The sequence below is a fragment of the Streptomyces spinoverrucosus genome (assembly GCF_006539505.1).
Lineage (GTDB): Bacteria > Actinomycetota > Actinomycetes > Streptomycetales > Streptomycetaceae > Streptomyces > Streptomyces spinoverrucosus.
This window is the reverse complement of sequence record NZ_BJND01000075.1, coordinates 25058-41779: the sequence shown is the minus strand read 5'-3', so window position 1 is coordinate 41779 and position 16722 is coordinate 25058. Positions and strand designations below refer to the sequence as shown.

Genomic DNA, 16722 nt, shown 5'->3' with positions numbered 1-16722 from the left:
CAAATCCACTGGAACGGATCAACCGCGAGATCAAGCGCCGCACCGACGTCGTGCAGGTCTTCCCCAACCCGGCCGCCCTCGAACGCCTCGTCACCGCCGTGCTCAGCGAAATGCACGACGAATGGATCGCCTTCCCCCGCCGCTACCTGTCCGAAGGCAGCATGACGGCCATCTACGCCGCCGAACACGCCGAGCACACCACCCCTGCACTCCCCAACACCCCGAACACTACGGACGATTGATCGACTACACCATCACAGGGGACGTGACCCCCACGGCTGGCTGGTCCATCGCAAAGTCGCTCTGGGCTATACATATTTCGCGTACCTGTGAAACCTCTTGTAGAACTTTCCCGCACCGGTGTAAGTCCCATCGGGCTTGAATTCCACGTAACCGTCCGCCCGGTAGCCGTACCCGAGGACCGACTCATTCCACTCGAGTTTTACCTTCACGCGTCTGTCTTCTCCGGACTCCACAGTCGGTGTGCAGGTCAGGGTGGAATCCACTTTGACGGTCTGGTAGCTGTTGGCCTTGAGAATGCCATCGCTGGTCTCGACTTCGTCGAGGGCATCGAACTGGAAATCCTGAATGTATTGACATTTGTCGATGATTTCCAGTCGCTTTCGCTCTGCACGATACTTGTCACGCTTCGCGTCTACAAGCCTCAGCTTCGAGTCCCGCTCCTGCTTCGCAAATTCTTTCAAGCGCTCCGGTTCCACGTCGGCCGGAAAAATCTTCATTGCTTCGCCCAGAGCCTTATGGTACTTATCCGTCTGGTCAGCCAAGCTGTCAAATCTGCGGCCAAGCTCCTCATATCTGGCTATCAGCTTGTCAAGCTCCTTGGTCAGCGTGCTGAGCTCATGGTCCAGTACTGTTGTTTTCCTCCTTCCTTGTTGTCTTTCGCGCTCAATTTCGCCCTCCTTGGCCTTAATCTCGGTTCGCTTAGCCTCAATCTCACCCCACTTCTGGTTCTTCTTCGCCTCGGTTCTTTTCGTAGCCGCTTCGAGAGAAGCGAGCTGCCTCTTCTTCTGATCGATCACCTCCTTCATATATTTGCCGGCAAGTTCGCGCGCAGGGTTGCGTTCTATCTCCGCCATCCTCTGCTTGTATGTACGCTTGGCCTCATTCTCATCCTTCTCGCATTCCGCCTTTTGGGTTTCCACGGACGTCCACAGATTGGTCGTGTCCGCCTTCACCACGTTGTATCGGATCTCGAAGGGAAATACCGTACAGATGTATATTGACTCGAGTTTATGCTTGAATATCCCGCGACGCCATGCCCGAGTGTGCGTAAACCAGGCGGACTGGATCTTCACGGTGTGAAGGACTGTGAAGCGGTCTATCCCTTCGCCTTGCGGTAGCGAGTCAGCGAGGCCTTTCCCTGACTGCGGAACACATTTAACGACCTTACCCTGATCCTTGATGAGCCCGTAGACGAAACCCGCAGCACTTGATGCAGCCGACCCGATCGGGCCTGCCACCATAAGAGGGCTGGGAGTGGTCATTTCTTATTACCTATCCTTGACGTTGGTTACCTAGCAAATAAACAGAGCCGCTTTACCTCGCCGAATCTGCTATGCGTACGTGCATCACGGGTTCAGAGGCCAAGGTGGAGCTCGTCGTCGTCGAGGTGCTCCACGATCAGCTTACCCGGGTTTTCTCGCGTCAACTCCGAAGCTTGCCCTTCTTGGTGCCACGCCGGCTCTTGCTGTGTGGAGTACTCTGCAGTGTAGTCGTTCGCCTGAGCCTCGAATTCACAGAGCAGGTCTTGATAATTGTTGTAAAGAAAGCCGGGACCGCCGAGCTCCTCACTTGTGAAGGAATCGAATGCCGGCTCCCCTTCGATCAGCTTGAGGACATCCTGGGCCTGATCCCGAGGGAGGGCGCATCCCTCGAGGGCGAGCCCCCAAGCCTCCTTGAATTTGCTCCAGGTTCCCGCAGGCCAGACCTGCTGGTACGCCACACACGCAGCGTCAAGCAGGGTCACCTGTGGAATACCCGTCTTTTGGGCCACTGACTTGAGGAGGTACGCAGCGTCGTTCATGTTCCGGGCTGTCCTTTCATGGTTTCAGGGCTGGTTCTTCAGGCAACCCGGACGCCGTGCGGGGTGGCGCCCTGGCTGTGGATGTCCGAGATCTTGACGACGTCGTTGGACTTGGGGGCGTGGATCATCTTGCCGTTGCCGATGTAGAGACCCACGTGGTCGTTGTGGGAGCGGTGGGAGAAGAGCACGAGGTCGCCCGGGCGGAGTTGGCTGAGGGCCACGGGTGTGCCGGCCCTGGCCTGCTTGGTGGTGACGCGGGGGATGTTCACGTCGGCGTGGCCATAGGCCGCCTGGATCAGGCCCGAACAGTCGTAAGAGTGGGGTCCGGTGGCGCCCCAGATGTAGGGCTTGCCTAGCTGCTGGAGGGCGAAGTCGACGGCTTGCTGGGCGGGGCTGCTGGCGGCTGCGGGTGCGGGTGCGGGTGCGGGTGCGGGTGCGGCAGCAACTGTGCGGGAAGATGCCGAGTCGCTGCTGCGCGGCTGCGTCGCCGCGACCTTGGCGTTGACCTTCGGGATGACGAATTCCTGGCCCGGGTAGATGAGACGGCAGTCCTCGATCTTGTGGTCGTTGGCCTCGCACACGTCCTGCCAGTGCACGTCGTGCTCCTCGCCGATGCCGCTGAGGGTGTCGCCCGCCGTGACCTCGTGTGTGACCTGCTGGTGTGAGGGGGCACTTTGCTCGGCGGCGGAGGCGGGGGCGGGGGCGGCAGAGGCTGCCCGCTGCTGGGACACGGTCGTGGCGGCGGCCGTTTGACTTTTCTCCGCGGCGTGGGAGGGCAGGGCGGCGAGCAGCGGGAGCACGGCGCTGGCGCCGGTGACGACGACGGCGCGCTCCACGCGGTGAGTTGAGGGTCGGCGGTGTCTGCCACGGCTACTGGTCACGTCGTATTTCCTTTCGGGAAGGCGGTGTTCGCTACTGAAGGACAGGCTGGGCGTTTTACGCTAATCAGACATTCATTAAGGGAGGGCTTTGTGAGGGTCAGATGATCCCTTCGCACGCGCGGGGCGGGTGGGGCCGGGAGCGGAGGGCGTGTTGGCCCCTCCGCTCCCGGCCCGTCGGTCAACGCCGGCGGCGCAGTGCGTAGACGGTCAGCGCTCCTCCGACGAGGAAGAGGCAGGCGAGGGCGCTGATCCCTGCCACGGCGGCGGCGCCGGTGGTGGCCAGGCTGTCACCGGAGGAGTCCTGGGACGACTCCTTCCGGTCCGGCTCCGTGGAGGCTCCCGGCGACGCTTGCGGGGAGGGCGTGGCGGAAGGGGTGCCGGACGGTTCCGGGGTCGGCTCCGAGGACGGCTCCTCGGACGGATCCCTGGAGGGGTCCTCGCTCGGGCCGGAGCTCGGGTCGGTCGTGGGCGTCTTGTCGGCCTGGATGGTTGCCCGGGCACAGTCCCAGACGCACGGCGAGGGGTCGACGGCGGCGGAGGTGGCGGCGTTGATCTGGTTGGTGATCGAGCCGGTGGCGTCGACCTGCACCTCGATCTTCAGGGTGCGGCTCAGCCCTGCGGGCAGCGCCGTGATGGTCCACTGGCCGGTGTCGGGGTTGTAGGCGCCGTCGGAGTCGTCCGAGTGATGGGTCAGGCCCGGGGGCAGCTGGTCGGTCACCTTCACGTCGGTGGCGTTGGAGGGGCCCTGGTTGGAGACGGTGATGTCGAAGGTGACACGGTCGCCCACGCGGGTCTGTTCGGTGTCGACGGACTTGTCCACCTCGAGGTCGGCGACCTGGGTGACGGCGGTGGTCACCTGGGCGACATGGTCGTCTCCGGGGTTGCCCTTGCCGGGGGTGGAGTCGGGGTCCGGGGTGGTGGACCGGGTGATCTGCGCTGTGTTCGTCACCTCGGCCGTGTTGGCGGGCAGTTGGCCGGTCAGGGTCAGTTCGGCGTTCTCGCCCACGCGCAGGGTGCCCAGGTCCCACAGTCCGCTGGCGTCGGTGAAGTTTCCGGCGGAGGGTGTGGCCTTGTGCAGCGTGAATCCTTCGGGCAGGTCGTCGGTGATCTGTACCTGGCGGGCGTCGGAGGGGCCGGCGTTGTGCGCGGTGACGGTGTAGGTCACGGTCTGCCGTGCCTGCGGTTGGTCGTTGTCGATGCGCATCGCGAGTGACAGGTCGGCGCTGGCTTCGGCCGACGCCTCGAGGGAGAGGCTGTTGTTCGCAGGGGCCGGGTCTGCTGTCCGGGAGTCGGCACCGGCCTGCGCGCTCACGGTGCTGTCGGGGTCATGGCCTGCGGGCACGTTTCCCTTGACCGTCATGACGGCGGACTGGCCGGAGTTGAGCACCGGCAGCCTGCATACCGCTTTCTTCGATGCGTCGGAGGTGTCGCAGGTGGCGCCGTTCATGGCGGCGGAGGCCTCGGTGAGGGCGGTGGGGATGTCGCCGGTGACGCTCACGTCGAGGGCCGGGTCGGGTCCGTTGTTGACGACCGTCACCTCGTACTGCGCGGGCTTGCCGGCCTTCAGCGGCGCCGGTGTGAAGGCACCGCTCACGGACAGGTCGGCGGTGGCCAGCTCGGTGGCGGTCTCGTTGGCGAGGGTGGTCCGCTCCTGACCGGGCAGCAGCGTGTGCGTGATGGTGGGGCGATGGCGTATCACGGTGCCGGGTGGGGCGTCGTCGGCCACCCGCAGCTGGTAGGAGACGGTGGTCTTTTGGCCGGCGTCGAGTTCGCCGTCCTGGCCGGAGGTGGCTCCCGCGCCGAGGCGGATACGGATTCCCTCGCCGTCCACCGCACCGCGGTCGCTGTCGGCCTGCTCGGTGACCGGCTCGTTGTCGACTCTGAGGGATCCGGGGACGAACGTGGTGTGCGGGGGAAGGTCCTGCGTGAACACGGGCTGGTGCATGGGGCTGTCGCCGTCGCTGTTGTCGACGACCGTGGTGTAGGTGAGCGCGTCCCGGCGCTGTACCCGGTCGGCGCTGACGGTGGCCTGGACGCTGGGCTCGGCTCCGAGGTAGACCGAGTCGATCAGGTTACCGACGCCGTGTCTGCCGGACGAGGCGGATTTCCAGGTCAGCGCGATGCGGGTCGTGTGCTGGCCCTCGGGCACCACGTACGTGCCCTGCCAGTGCCCCCACTGCTTGTCCCCGTCGACGATGTCCGGGCTGGATCTGCCCTGCGGGGTCTGCGGCTGCAGTTTGCTTCGGTCGGGCGGCCCGATGCGGACCAGCATGGTGTCCTCGCCGTCGCGCCCGCGGTGGGCCAGGCTCCACACCAGTTTCTCGCCCGGGGTCGTGGCCACGTCCTGGAACTGCTCCGTGGGCAGGCTCGCGTTCAGCTCGAGGAACTGCTTGCCGGTATCGGCGGGTACTCCTCCGTTGCCGTCCCCGCCGTCGAACCCGTCGGACCATAGTTCCACCTCGGGCTCGGGGGCCTCGGTGATCACCGACCAGCCCGGCACCTGGTCGGTGAAGTAGTTGGTGCCGGCGGGGATGGCCGGCTGTTCGAATCCCCCGTTGACGAGCCTGCCCGAGGAGAACGGGATGTTCACCGTTCTGGTGCCCGTCGCCCCGGCGAGGTCGGCCGCGACGGGCAGCAGCAGGCAGGCGGCGAGCGCACCGGCGGCCGCGGCGGCGGTCTTTCGGGAAGGGGAGGATTTCAGGGAATGGGATCCTGCCATGCGTGACGTCCTATGAGGTCGCAGAGGGGACCCGGCCGACACGCCCCTGCTTCCGGGGCGGATCACGGTCAGCGGGTGGGTGAGTGCGGCATAAGACTTCCGTCAGTCCTCCCCGCGATCACAGAACTGCTGGGGAAGCCGGACAGGCAGGGTTCCGGGCACCTCACCGGAACGCTCTCGCACCTGCCCTCTTGCGTTGCCACGCCGGGGCGTACGGGATGGGGCGGTCCGGCGGCGAGGCGCAGATGCGCAGGTGGCCGTGTAGTTCCGGAATGTCCGGCAGGCGCGCCCCCGGTCGTGGTTCGTGCGATTGGCCGAGCGGTGACGAGACGGTACGGCAGCCGATCGGGGGGCGGCCAGGACGGTGCGGCTGGGCGAGAGTGAAAGGGAACGGCCGCCCTTCGCGGCGGGAGGTGTGGGGACATTCCCGCAGCCGAGGCACGGACGTTCACCGGCACTGCCGTACCGCCCCTGCACCTGCGGTGCGCACGTGCCCGATCCGCTTGCGAACGGCCTCCCCCTCGGCAAGCGGTGTCCCAGCAGGGGTCCCTCTCCCGCCTTCGAGGGTGCGTGAGTGCGGGAGAGGGCTCCTGTGTTGTCCGGACCAGTCAGAAGAGTCCGTCGACCTGGGCGAAGAACTCCACTTCCGACAGTGCGGCAAGACCGCCCTTGGGGCTGTGGTAGAAGGAATCGATCCGGATCTCCAGGCGATCGGCCGTCCGGCCTTCCAGCGTCACATGCTGCGGTTCCGGCGTATCCTTCAGCGTCACCTTCTGGGTATGCCCGTCCGGGTAGACGACCCGCAGCTGCTTCGGCCGGCTGTAGGACCTGAACTCCTCAAGCGCACCGGAGTGGACGACCATCTGGTCCAGCTCCGCTGGATCCTCGAACTTCAGCGACACAGAGACGGTTCCCGCGTGATCGGAGAACGCCCAGAAGGAGTTCTTGCCGCCGTCGGCGATGGTCGCGGCCGGATGCCCGGCGGGGGATTTGGCACCGGAGGTGACTCTGAGGGGATTCACGGGCGAGAATTCGGGCTTGATCGTCGCCTGGACCTTCCGGTTGAACTCGCTCACTTCCTTCGTCACCGCCTGCTGGAACGGCGGGTGCAGTGCATACAGGGTGGTGGCCGCGACGGCGGCCACACTGGCGACCATGCGCACGGGTCCCACGAGTGAACTGGCCGTAGGAAGGCCCCGTTTGGTCTTCGCACCTGGCTGGCCCGGGCGGGTTCCGGCCTCGTAGGCGGTGCTGCGGCGCTTGGGCAGCAGCCTCTTCCACCACGGCAGGCGCACTTCGGCCGAGGTTTCGAGGGACTCCCCGCAGCGGCTGCAGAACGTGCGGTGGGACGGGTTGCTCTGCCCGCAGGGTGAGCACAGCCGGTCCCCCGGCTGAGGACGCCGGGTCGACCGGGTGCGCTGCACGGCGGGCCGGCGGGGCGCGGTGGCCTGCGGCAGTACGGCAGCGGGCTCCTGGGTGCCGCCCCCGGTGACACCGGATCGGGCCGCGCCGTCCTGCTCCTCGTCGTCCTCGTCGTCGATCTCGGCCAGGAGACGGGCGAGGAAATCGTCGTCGTCCTCCTCGTCGTCCTCGTCGCCGGAGCCGTCTTTCACTTCAGGCAGCGACAGCTCATCGTCGTCGTTGTCCTCGTCGGCCAGGAGACGGGCGAGGAAGTCCTCATCGTCATCGTTGTCCTCGTCGTCGTCTTCGTCCTTGCCCTTCTTGCTCTTGCCGTCGTCCTCGTCCTCGTCATCGGCCAGGAGACGGGCAAGGAAGTCGTCATCGTCGTCATCCTCATCGGTGCCCACGGGTGCCCTGCCCGGACCAGGCGGGCCCGGTGGCCTCGCAGGGCCGGGCGGGCCGGGAGGCCGGGACGGACCGCCCAGCCCCGGAGGGCCACCCATGCCCGGAGGGCCACCCATGCCCGGCGGACCCCCGAGACCCGGAGGGCCACCCATGCCCGGAGGCCGGGACGGACCGCCGAGGCCCGGAGGACCACCCGTACCCGGCGGGCCTGGAGGCCTGGGCGGACCACCGAGACCCGGCGGCCCCGGAAGCCCGGGCGGACCGCCAAGACCCGGAGGGCGAGGCGGGCTGCCCATGCCCGGCATGCCGCCCATGCCGGGCGGTCCGCCCGGGGTGTTGCGGGGGATCGGGTCGCGGTCGCCGACGTCGGCGTACAGAGTGCGCTTGACGCGCTGATAGAGCGTCTGCCTGGGGTTGCTGACCTCGGCCTCGGCCTCCTGGCGCACCTCGTCGGCGATGTCGAGGGTGACCTTCTGGCCGGTCCATTCCAGGAAGCTTCCGCAGGCCCCGCAGAAGGTGTCCGTCGGCTGGTTGGTGAAGGCGCACTTCCGGCAGAGGATCATGACGCGCGGACCTCGGTCTTGTGGACGACGTGGGCGGGTTTGGCCGCCCGGACGACGGCGTCGACGCGAGCGGGCGCCGGCGGGCGGGCGCGGGTGACGCGGACGGCGAGGCGGGGAGTGTCGTCGCCGGGCCAGTCGGCGCCACCGGGTTCGGTGGAGTGGGCCACGCCGCCGCTGTCGATCAGCTGGACCTGAGCGTCGAAGACAAGCTCCAGGAGTTGCCTCAGGCCGGTGGCGGTGCCACGGCAGCGGTAGAGGGCGGCGCACCGGGCGATGACGGCGCGGCGCGTGGCCAGGGGCAGGTCCTCGTCGAGAGTGATCCCGAGCCAGCCGGCGAGCCAGTTGAGGAAGTCCTCGGGGGCCAGGGCGGGGTCGATGTAGGCGTCGAGGCTGTCGAGGGTGGCGATGACGGGTGCCCAGATGTCGTCCAGGCCCGAGGTGAAGCTCTGGGCGAAGGGGTCCTCGTGGTAGACGGCGGGCAGCATCCGGCCGATGGGGTGGGGGGTGGGCAGGCCGGGAATCGTTCCGCGGGTCATCGCTGGTCCACCTGTATCTGGTGCTCGTAGGAGAAGACGAGGCTGTGCGGCTCCAGTTCGAGACGGTCGGTCTGCTCCCCGCGTTCGCCGGTGACGGGGTTGGCGGCGAAGATGCGGACCTCCTCGACCAGGTCGACGCCGGGGGTCTGCTGCAGGACGGCGTACAGGTCGCCGGACCGCACGGGCCTGCCGAAGGGCCAGCCAGTTCCGTCGGGGCCGCCGGTGAGGGGGTTGAGGTAGCCATACAGGGCGGTGAGCGCGTCGTCGGTGACGCGGGCGGCGTCGGCGCCGGTGGCGGCGGTGAGCCGGACCACCACGGTCACTCCCCGGTACAGCGGGGGTTCGATCAGCACCCGGGTGCCGATCAGGCGGCATGCGTCGAGGCGGGCGGCGATGCGGGTGAGTGTCTCCTCGGCGGGGAGGAGGTCTTCGAAGCAGAGGCGGCCCTCGCTCGCGCCAGCCGCGGGGACGATGAGGACCTTCACTCCGGCGGGCGGCACGTCGGCTTCGCCGGCGGACAGACAGCGTACGCGGGCGACTTCGGGGGCGGCTTGTTTGGTGAGGGCCTCGAAGTCCTCGGCGGTGACGGCGCGGCCGCGGGTGCGCAGCAGCAGAGGGCCGCGGTCCTTGACCTCGTCGATGGTTTCTCCGTCGACGCCGCCGTGGGCGGCTTTGAGGTTCTCCACGCGGGCGACGAAGGGCACGGAGGATTTGAGGGTCTGGATCGCGCCGGGGCCGACGTTGCCCTTGCGGCCGCCGCCGGTGGCGTAGCGGGTGAGGCGGATGACGGTGTCGCGGGGCGGCACCATGCCGTACTGGCGCAGCAGGCCGTCGCGTTCGCGGACTGCGGGGCCGAACCGGACGGTGCCGGTGATGGGGTCGAGGACCCAGTGCCGGTCGTCGGGGCCGCTGTCGGCGAAGGTTTCGACGCGCTGCCATTCCTGCCAGCCGTGGTCGGAGCTGGTGTGGAGTTGGGGTTCGGCCTCGTTGGTGATGACGGGGGTGCGGGAGATGGGGAAGGTCTGGTTGGGGACGCCTTCGGAGGTGCCCACCTCGTCGGCTTCGACGAGGGTGGCGTGAATGGCGTCGACGGTGCCGCCGATCACCGCGGCGCTGAGGGCGGTGATGAAGGGCGAGGTGCTGTAGCGGGGGCGGCCGTCGGCGGGGTCGGTGACGCGGGCGCGCAGCCATCCGGCGCGGCGGCCGTCGACGATGCTGGCCTCGTGGCGGTGGGGGATCTGCAGCACGACGCAGCCGGGGCGGTTGAGGCCGCCGGTGGTGTCCTTGTGGAGTTCGCAGGGTGTCCAGGTGGTGCCGTCCCAGGCCTCCCAGGCGAGGGGCGGCTGGTCGGGATCGACGCCGAGGCCGCGGATGTGGCAGTCGAAGTCGAGGCTGATCATGCAGCGGGGTGCGGGGGTGCTCAGGCCGACGAGCAGGGCGTCGCCGGGGCGGGGGGTGGTCTCGCCGAAGGCGGGGAACTCCACGCCCAGGCGCAGGTGTTCGTCGCGGGGCTGAAGGTGTCCGGTGTCGGTGTCGAGGGTGAGAAGCTGTTCCAGCGTGCAGGGCAGAAGGTGGAGGTCGTCGATGGTGGAGAACTCCACGGACGGCTCCGCCTCGGTGCGCAGGGTGGCCGCGCCGGTGCCGGCGGGCAGGGTGAGGGGGGCGGTGGCGGGGGCGGACAGCCAGAAGGTGACCGGGACCCGGGCGGCGGTGGGCGGCAGCAGGGTGACGCCGATCAGGTCGAGGAACTTCACATAGAGCCGGTCGGGGACGCGGTTGAGGCGGTAGAGCAGCTGGTCGGTCATGAACGCGAACGTCTCGATGAGGGTGACACCGGGGTCGGAGACGTTGTGGTCGGTCCATTCGGGGCAGCGGCGCATCACCATGCGCTTGGCGTCGTCGACGAGGTCCTGGAAGCGGCGGTCGTCGAGGTTGGGAGCGGGCAGGGCCATCAGTAGTCGTCCCCTTCCTCGGGGATGGTGTAGAAGGGGAAGACCAGGTTGCGGCGGTCGTTGGTGGTCTTGACCGCGTACTGGACGTCGATGTAGAGCAGGCCGTCCTCGTCCGGGTCGGGGGTGACGTTGACGAGGTGGACGTCGATGCGCGGTTCCCAGCTGATGAGTGCGGTGCGGACCTCGTTGGTGAGTTCGGCCAGGGTCTGTGGTCCGGTGTCGCGGAAGACGTAGTCGCGCAGGCGGCTGCCGAAGGCGGGGCGCATGGGGCGCTCGCCCGGGTAGGTGGACAGGATCAGCCGGATGGCCTGTTCGATTTCCTGTTCCCTGCGGGCAAGGGCGATGCCGCCGGTGGTGTTGACGCCCAGGGGGAAGGCCCATCCGGCGCCGACGAAGTGGTCCGTGCTGGCGTGGGTCATGGCGGTCTGTCTCCTGGTCAGTTGAGCTTGATGGGGGTGCCGTTGATCTGGACGGTGCGGCCCTTGATGTGGATGCGGCCCTGGCTTTCCATGCGGATGTTCTGGGCGGCCTTGAGGTTGAGGGTGCCGCCGGCGTCGACGTTGACGGTGCCGCCTTGTCCTCCGAGGACGTTGACGGTTCCCTTGGTGCCGCAGGAGATGGTGATGGTGCCGTTCTTGCGGTCGCTGTCCGGGGTGGCGGGGTCGCAGCGCAGGGTGACGGTGCCGGCTTTCTGGTCGATGGCCAGGGAGAGGTTGCCGCGGGCGGTGCCCAGGGTGATGGAGGAGGCCTTGGCGCGGCCGTGCGGGGTGGGCACGTCGTCGGTGAAGACCAGGCGGTTTCCGCTGGGGGTGGCGATGCCGCGCCGCTGGACGGCGGCGGTGGAGTGGCCGCTGGTGACGACGGCGTCGCCGCCGAGGTTGTAGCCGCTCTGGCCGTTGATGAGGCCGGCGAGGACGAACGGTCTGCGCAGGTCGGCGAGTTCGAAGCCGACGAGGACTTCGTCGCCGACCTCGGGGATGAACAGGGCGCCGCTGCGTTTGCCGGCGCCGACCTGGGCGACGCGGGCCCAGTCGGATTCGTAGTCGGGCGATAGCCAGGGAAGCGAGACCTTGACCCGGCCTTTGGAGGCGGGGTCGTTGATGTTGGTGACGATGCCGCAGACCAGCCCCTGCACGGGTTGGGGGGTGTGCTGGGTGGCGCCGAGGGAGGCGAGGCCGAGCAGGGAGCGGTCCTGGCGGCCGCTGACGTAGAAGCGGGTGAGGTAGCCGCCGTCCTCCTCGCAGAAGACGTGGCGGGCGTTGGTGACCGTCCAGGCGCCGGCGAACGGGGCGGGTACCTGTCTGATGTCGACCTGGTGGCCGGCCTGGATGTGCGGGTCGCCGATGGCGAGTCCTTCGGCTTCGGCGAAGGTGCTGGCGATGTGCTCGGCGGCGGCGCGGGCGGCCTCGTCGGCGGCGGCCGCGGCAGACGGGCCCTGGGCGAGAGGCCGGTTGACCACGACGTGGGCGTCGGGGTCGGGCTTGCTTCCCGACCCAGCGGCGGGCATGCGGGCAAGGGCCGCGCCCAGGCCAGGGGAGAAGAACGGGTCGGTCAGCTCGTCGGCGTCGATACCGCCGGTCAGGTCGGCGGTGGTGCTGTCGGCGGCGGCGCGGCCGACAGCGACCGTGGTGGCGTCGGGGTTCCAGGAGCGGACCTCGATGCGGGGGGCCAGGGCGGCGGAGCTGAGCCGGGGCCGGAAGGTGAGGAGGTTGTCCTTGAACGCGAGGGCCGGCCGGGTGCCGGGGAGGCGGACGGGCAGCGAGGAGGAGCCGGAGGCACGCCGGAAGTAGAACTTGCCTTCGCTCACCCCGGTTTCGAAGCCGCATTCCCGGGCGCGCTGGGTGAGGAAGTCCCAGTCGCTCTGGGCGACCTGGGGCAGGTGGGCGTGGGTGGTGCGGGTCTCGTCGATGTCGCCGAGCGGCAGGCGGGCGTCCAGGGCGATACGCCGGGCGATGTCGGAGTCCTTCATGTTGACGAAAGTGCGGGTGCGGCGGGTGCGCTGGAGGCGGTGGGCCTTTTCGTAGCCGCGGATGACGGTGTGGATGCTCATCGCCTCGCACACGGCTTCCACGGAGGTGATCTCGCCGTTGATCAGCGGCTGGGCCGTGCGGCTGGAGGGGGCGCCGCCGAGGATCTCCACAGCTGCCCCGACGTTCAGGCTTCTGTCGCCGGCGACGGTGCCGTCGTCGTCGAGGAAGGTGATCTCGAACATGCCCGGCAGGTGGAGGTGGGTGTCGACGACCACCCGGATGATCTTGCGTTCGAGGTCGGTGCGCAGCGGCAGTGGTACGACCGCACCAACCCTGACGGTGGCGCGGACACAGGGAATGGTCGAGACGGGTGTGGTCATGGAGGTCACCGGCCGGCGAGTTCGTCGGAGTTGGGCAGGTAGAGGGTCTGGCCGGGGCGCACCCGCAGCGGGTCGTCGATGTCGTTGGCCTCGGCCAGGGTGCGCCAGGCTGAAGGGCTGCCGTAGCTGGTGCGGGCGAGTGCGGGCAGGTCCTCGCCCTCGGTGACGGTGTGGCTGCTGCGGCCGGGCAGACCACCGGAGGTGGGGTTGGTGGGCAGGGTGCCCAGCAGGCTGGGCTGTTCGATCATGGTCATGGTGACCTTGGCCCGGACCGGGATGCCCTGCCGGTTGAACCGCACGTAGCTGATGCTCACGTTGCTCAGAACCACCTGGTACCAGAAGCCCATCTCCGGTACGCCCCACTGGAAGGTAAGGGTGGGAAGGTTGTTGGTGAGGTTGACGGCCCCTTTGGTGGCCACCGCCAGCGCGCCGCCCACCGCCTGGCCCAGTGCGCCCGAGCCGGGGCTGAGCCAGTTCAGCAGTTGGTCGCACAGCGGCTTGGTCTGCATACCGGTGAACGTGACCTCGGACAGGGTGATCTTGGCGGGCTCGGCCCGTTTGAAGGTGGTGCCGGTGCTGCCGGCGGGTTTGCCGCCGCCCAGGCTGCCGCTGCCGAAGATGGACATTTTGGAGTCCCGCGCCATGGTGACCTTCTCCGGGTTGAAGGCGAAGGGCACGGCGCCGGGCATGGGCGGGGCGGAGCAGATGAGCATTGCGTTGACCATGGCGTTCCTACAGGAATCCCTGATGGACGAGTTCGAGGGTTTCGATGGCGACGTGACTGCTGGTGGCGTCCAGGTCGGGGCCTTTCCAGCCCTTGGGGTAGACGTTGCGCAGTGACCAGGTCGCCACCGGGGCTTGGGCATTGTTGCGGGCGTCCAGCAGGCTGATCTGGGCGGTGCTGCCGTGGAAGTCGTCGGCGGTGTCGCTGCTGTACCAGTCGGCGACGATGCGCCGCAGCCAGGCCTGCACCTGGGCGGATCCGTCGGCGGTCATGGCGCGCTGGAGGGTGATGGGGGTGTACTTCACCCGCTTGGGCAGGATGACGTTGTACTCGTAGTTACCGCCGACCTCGAGTTCTTCGCTGTCGAAACCGACGCCCAGGCCCTTGCAGGATGACCAGCCGCCCAGGTCGATGCCGTCCAGGACGACGCCGAAGCGCATGGACAGGCCCAGCCTGGTGCTGTCGGTCATCCCCTTCCCTGCGATGGTCATGCCCGTCCCACTCCGGGCAGGTTGTCGTCCTTGAGGAAGCCCAGGTGCTGCAGTTCCAGGGTTTCCAGGGCGACCTTGCTGGCGCCGGCCTCGAAGCCGTTGATGGACCATTTGATGGGGATGATGCGGCGCATCTCCCAGGAGATGACGGGTTTGTTCGACGGGTCCAGCAGCGTGATGGAGCCGCCGTGGGGTGTGCTCGAGAAGGAGTTGCTGGAGAGCCACTCCTGGACGGTCCTGGAGTCCTCACAGGCGGCACGGGTCAGCTTGATCGTGGAGTATTCAGTGAAGCCGGGGAAGAACCAGCGGTCGTTGCCGGTGTCACCGGCCCGGTAGTCGCACAGTTTCCACTGCACGTCCAGGCCCTGGACCTGGCTCCAGCTGCCCAGGTCGTACTTTCCGAAGTCGACGGTGACCTGGAACCGGTTGGCGACGGCGAGTGAGCTGTTGTCGGTCAGACCCATGGGGTGTTCTCCTAGCGGAAGTCGGTGAGTACGCCAGCACGTTCGCGGTCGATCAGGAGTTCTTGGCGGATGCGGCTGCGGAGCCGGTCGTAGATACGGGTGGACAGCAGATCCAGGGCGAGGTCGTCCATGGCATCGACAAATCGGGTGGCATCTGGCAGGGCCGTGGGTTTGTCAGCCTCCTTGGACACAGGCGTGGCGTCCGGGGGAGGGTCGGGTGATTGGACCTTGGCGGGGGTCGGGCTGGTTACTCGCTGTGGGGTGTCCTCTTCCTTGATCGGGATACCGAATGGCGAGGCCAGAGCGGTAGCCAGGCCGAAGGCGAGATCGCCGCCGAACTGCTCCCAGGTCGGGATGCTGCCGGAAGACTTGTCCAGGGGGAGCGTGCCTGCCACTCCCCCAGCACTGGCGGATACGGCGCCGGCCCTCAGTGGCCCACCGGCACTGTGACTGGTGCTGGTGTGGGCATGGGTGGATTCCCCCGGTCGAGCAGGGGAGGCAATTCCTTCCTTGAAGCCCTTGTCTTCGGCCAGCGAAACGGCGGCGTCCTCGGCAGGGCGGTTTGTGAACGCGTGCCTGACCTCCCTGGCTTGATCATCTTTAACGGTATGGAAGGGGGACAAGAGTGCCTGGACGGCAGCAAGGCCGATCTGTCCGCGTAGCCACGCCCCGTCGATGGGTTCGACTTCGTCCTTATCGTCGCCCGCCGTCAGGCTCGATCCGCCCGTGAGTGAACCCGATGCCTTCATCAGACGGTATTTGAGCCGGTTCAACTCCTCGTCACTCAGCTTGTCCTGCGTGTGCACCGGAGGCAGATTCATTTCGCGGCGGACTGTGTTTATCTCTTCGTAGAATTCCTCCGTGATCTGTTGCTCATCGAATTCCTTCGGCGCGCGCTGGACACCGTCGTCGACGGTCATTCCACCCTCCGGGGTCCAGGACGCGCTCCGGCCATGCCAGGTGTCCGATGCCGGCGTATTCGTGTGCGGCTCGTCGCTGGCATCGTCCGCTGGGGAGACGGGGACGTGCCCGGGCTTGCGGGGGTGCAGGAGCGGAGTACCGGCCCCCGGGTCACCGCGGAAGAACCGTTCGGCAGCTACGGCCTCGGCCTCCAGGACGCGCCCTGCCGGGGAGTTCTCCGGAGGAAGGGTGCCGCCGTACCGGCGCTGCTGGACGACATGGGTGAGTTCGTGGGCGAGCAGCCCGCGTACCCGGGCATCGTCCAGGGAGCCGGCCTGCTCGGGCAGGTAGACCTGGCCGGCGCGGGTGAAGGCCCGTGCGGACATCCGCTCGGCCTGGTCGACGGCGCGCCGGCCGCGGTGGACGGGCACGTCGGAGATGTCTGTGCCGTGCAGATCGGTGAAGGAGCGCACCAGTTCATGGGGGATCACGGCGGTGGCCCGGGCGGGCGTGTCGGCCGGGGGCCCAGGCTGTGGCGCCGGCGCCGAACCGTCCGCTGCGGGCGGGGCGGGGCCGGGCTGGTCCCTGTCCTGCGGATCGGCACCGCGGCGCGGGTGGTGGCGCGGTGTGCGCGAACGCACCGGCGAGGAAGGCGAGTTGTCCCCCGGCTGCGGTACGACGTCGGACAAAGCAGGCTGCGGCGCAAGGCGCCGGGCCCCCTCCTGCAGGGCGCGCAGCCCTTCGACCCCGCTGATCGGCGCGGGCGGCGCCGGCTCCGGCACGGCGGGCGAGGCGGGAGGGTGCGGCACAGCGGGCGGGGCGTAGGGCTGGGGGGCGGGGTGCGAGCGCACTGGCGAGGAGGGCGAGTTGTCCACCGGCTGCGGTACAACGTCGGACGGGGCGGGCTGCGAGGCCAGGTGCCGGGCCCCCTCCTGCAGGGCGCGCAGCCCCTCGACCCCGCCGGCAATGGGGGACGGCGGGGAGGGCTGCGGCGAGGCGGGGCTCGCAGGTGCCGGCCCGGGCTGGGGGGCGGTGGCCGGCTCGGTGGGCAGCGGGGCGCCCAGGCCCAGTCGGCGGCTCTGGCCCAGGGTGGCCCTGGGGCGCGCGGGGCGGTGTTCCCGGCTGACCGGTGCGGGTGGTGGCGGGGCGGGCTGTTCCTCGCGTGGCAGGGGGAACAGCAGGGCGGTCGGGTCGACGGGTACGGACGCCCCGGGCACGGTGCCGGTCAGCCAGGACGGCTGATGGTGGCTGGGTTCGGCGGCAGGGCGGGGCTCGCCCACGTACTCCCCCAC

14 protein-coding genes are annotated in these 16722 nt (G+C 68.4%); 1 reads left to right on the top strand and 13 read right to left on the bottom strand.

Features of this window, described 5'->3' with window-relative positions; all coding sequences use genetic code 11:
- On the top strand, window positions 1-242 hold a 242-nt coding region (locus SSP24_RS36160; protein ID WP_174864782.1), incomplete at its 5' end, for a transposase.
- A 66-nt stretch (window positions 243-308) separates the two neighbouring features.
- Here SSP24_RS36160 and SSP24_RS36155 read toward each other — a convergent pair.
- The 13 genes from SSP24_RS36155 to SSP24_RS45385 form a co-directional block, all read right to left on the bottom strand.
- Window positions 309-1505 carry a coiled-coil domain-containing protein gene (locus SSP24_RS36155; protein WP_141314412.1) on the bottom strand — a complete coding sequence of 399 codons (1197 nt, stop codon included), beginning with the start codon at window positions 1503-1505 and terminating at the stop codon, window positions 309-311.
- Window positions 1506-1597: 92 nt separating this feature from the next.
- On the bottom strand, window positions 1598-2044 hold the full coding sequence (locus tag SSP24_RS36150) for a hypothetical protein (protein ID WP_141314410.1): 447 nt from the start codon (window positions 2042-2044) through the stop codon (window positions 1598-1600).
- A gap of 38 nt (window positions 2045-2082) precedes the next feature.
- A complete protein-coding gene (locus SSP24_RS43610; RefSeq protein ID WP_141314408.1) occupies window positions 2083-2880 on the bottom strand; it encodes an NlpC/P60 family protein in 798 nt (265 codons plus the stop codon).
- Window positions 2881-3103: 223 nt separating this feature from the next.
- Complete coding sequence (locus SSP24_RS36140) at window positions 3104-5644, bottom strand: CARDB domain-containing protein (protein ID WP_141314406.1); 2541 nt, start codon at window positions 5642-5644, stop codon at window positions 3104-3106.
- Between the two features lie 608 nt (window positions 5645-6252).
- Window positions 6253-7452 (bottom strand): NADase-type glycan-binding domain-containing protein, encoded by a 1200-nt coding sequence (locus tag SSP24_RS36135; RefSeq protein WP_141314404.1) that lies wholly within the window; start codon window positions 7450-7452, stop codon window positions 6253-6255.
- 557 nt (window positions 7453-8009) lie between these two features.
- A complete protein-coding gene (locus SSP24_RS36125) occupies window positions 8010-8549 on the bottom strand; it encodes a phage tail protein (RefSeq protein ID WP_141314402.1) in 540 nt (179 codons plus the stop codon).
- Window positions 8546-10501, bottom strand: a complete 1956-nt coding sequence (locus SSP24_RS36120) for a putative baseplate assembly protein (protein ID WP_141314400.1) — start codon at window positions 10499-10501, stop codon at window positions 8546-8548. Before SSP24_RS36120 ends, SSP24_RS36125 begins: the two co-directional genes overlap by 4 nt.
- Window positions 10501-10920 carry a GPW/gp25 family protein gene (locus SSP24_RS36115; protein ID WP_141314398.1) on the bottom strand — a complete coding sequence of 140 codons (420 nt, stop codon included), beginning with the start codon at window positions 10918-10920 and terminating at the stop codon, window positions 10501-10503. Before SSP24_RS36115 ends, SSP24_RS36120 begins: the two co-directional genes overlap by 1 nt.
- A 17-nt stretch (window positions 10921-10937) precedes the next feature.
- Complete coding sequence (locus tag SSP24_RS36110; RefSeq protein WP_141314396.1) at window positions 10938-12851, bottom strand: phage baseplate assembly protein V; 1914 nt, start codon at window positions 12849-12851, stop codon at window positions 10938-10940.
- Window positions 12852-12856: 5 nt separating this feature from the next.
- Entirely contained in the window at window positions 12857-13576 is a 720-nt protein-coding gene (locus SSP24_RS36105; RefSeq protein ID WP_141314394.1) for a LysM peptidoglycan-binding domain-containing protein, read from the bottom strand.
- Between the two features lie 7 nt (window positions 13577-13583).
- Entirely contained in the window at window positions 13584-14066 is a 483-nt protein-coding gene (locus SSP24_RS36100; RefSeq protein WP_167529803.1) for a phage tail protein, read from the bottom strand.
- Window positions 14063-14530, bottom strand: coding sequence for a phage tail protein (locus SSP24_RS36095; RefSeq protein ID WP_141314391.1), 468 nt, complete (start codon window positions 14528-14530; stop codon window positions 14063-14065). Before SSP24_RS36095 ends, SSP24_RS36100 begins: the two co-directional genes overlap by 4 nt.
- An 11-nt stretch (window positions 14531-14541) precedes the next feature.
- On the bottom strand, window positions 14542-15903 hold the full coding sequence (locus tag SSP24_RS45385; protein WP_167529802.1) for an eCIS core domain-containing protein: 1362 nt from the start codon (window positions 15901-15903) through the stop codon (window positions 14542-14544).
- Window positions 15904-16722: the final 819 nt, after the last annotated feature.

What these genes read in the sequence shown, in the direction of transcription:
- SSP24_RS36155 (WP_141314412.1), bottom strand. Translation starts at nt 1,505, where the DNA reads ATGACCACTCCCAGCCCTCTTATGGTGGCAGGCCCGATCGGGTCGGCT.
- SSP24_RS36150 (WP_141314410.1), bottom strand. Translation starts at nt 2,044, where the DNA reads ATGAACGACGCTGCGTACCTCCTCAAGTCAGTGGCCCAAAAGACGGGT.
- SSP24_RS36140 (WP_141314406.1), bottom strand. Translation starts at nt 5,644, where the DNA reads ATGGCAGGATCCCATTCCCTGAAATCCTCCCCTTCCCGAAAGACCGCC.
- SSP24_RS36125 (WP_141314402.1), bottom strand. Translation starts at nt 8,549, where the DNA reads ATGACCCGCGGAACGATTCCCGGCCTGCCCACCCCCCACCCCATCGGC.
- SSP24_RS36120 (WP_141314400.1), bottom strand. Translation starts at nt 10,501, where the DNA reads ATGGCCCTGCCCGCTCCCAACCTCGACGACCGCCGCTTCCAGGACCTC.
- SSP24_RS36115 (WP_141314398.1), bottom strand. Translation starts at nt 10,920, where the DNA reads ATGACCCACGCCAGCACGGACCACTTCGTCGGCGCCGGATGGGCCTTC.
- SSP24_RS36110 (WP_141314396.1), bottom strand. Translation starts at nt 12,851, where the DNA reads ATGACCACACCCGTCTCGACCATTCCCTGTGTCCGCGCCACCGTCAGG.
- SSP24_RS36105 (WP_141314394.1), bottom strand. Translation starts at nt 13,576, where the DNA reads ATGGTCAACGCAATGCTCATCTGCTCCGCCCCGCCCATGCCCGGCGCC.
- SSP24_RS36100 (WP_167529803.1), bottom strand. Translation starts at nt 14,066, where the DNA reads ATGACCATCGCAGGGAAGGGGATGACCGACAGCACCAGGCTGGGCCTG.
- SSP24_RS36095 (WP_141314391.1), bottom strand. Translation starts at nt 14,530, where the DNA reads ATGGGTCTGACCGACAACAGCTCACTCGCCGTCGCCAACCGGTTCCAG.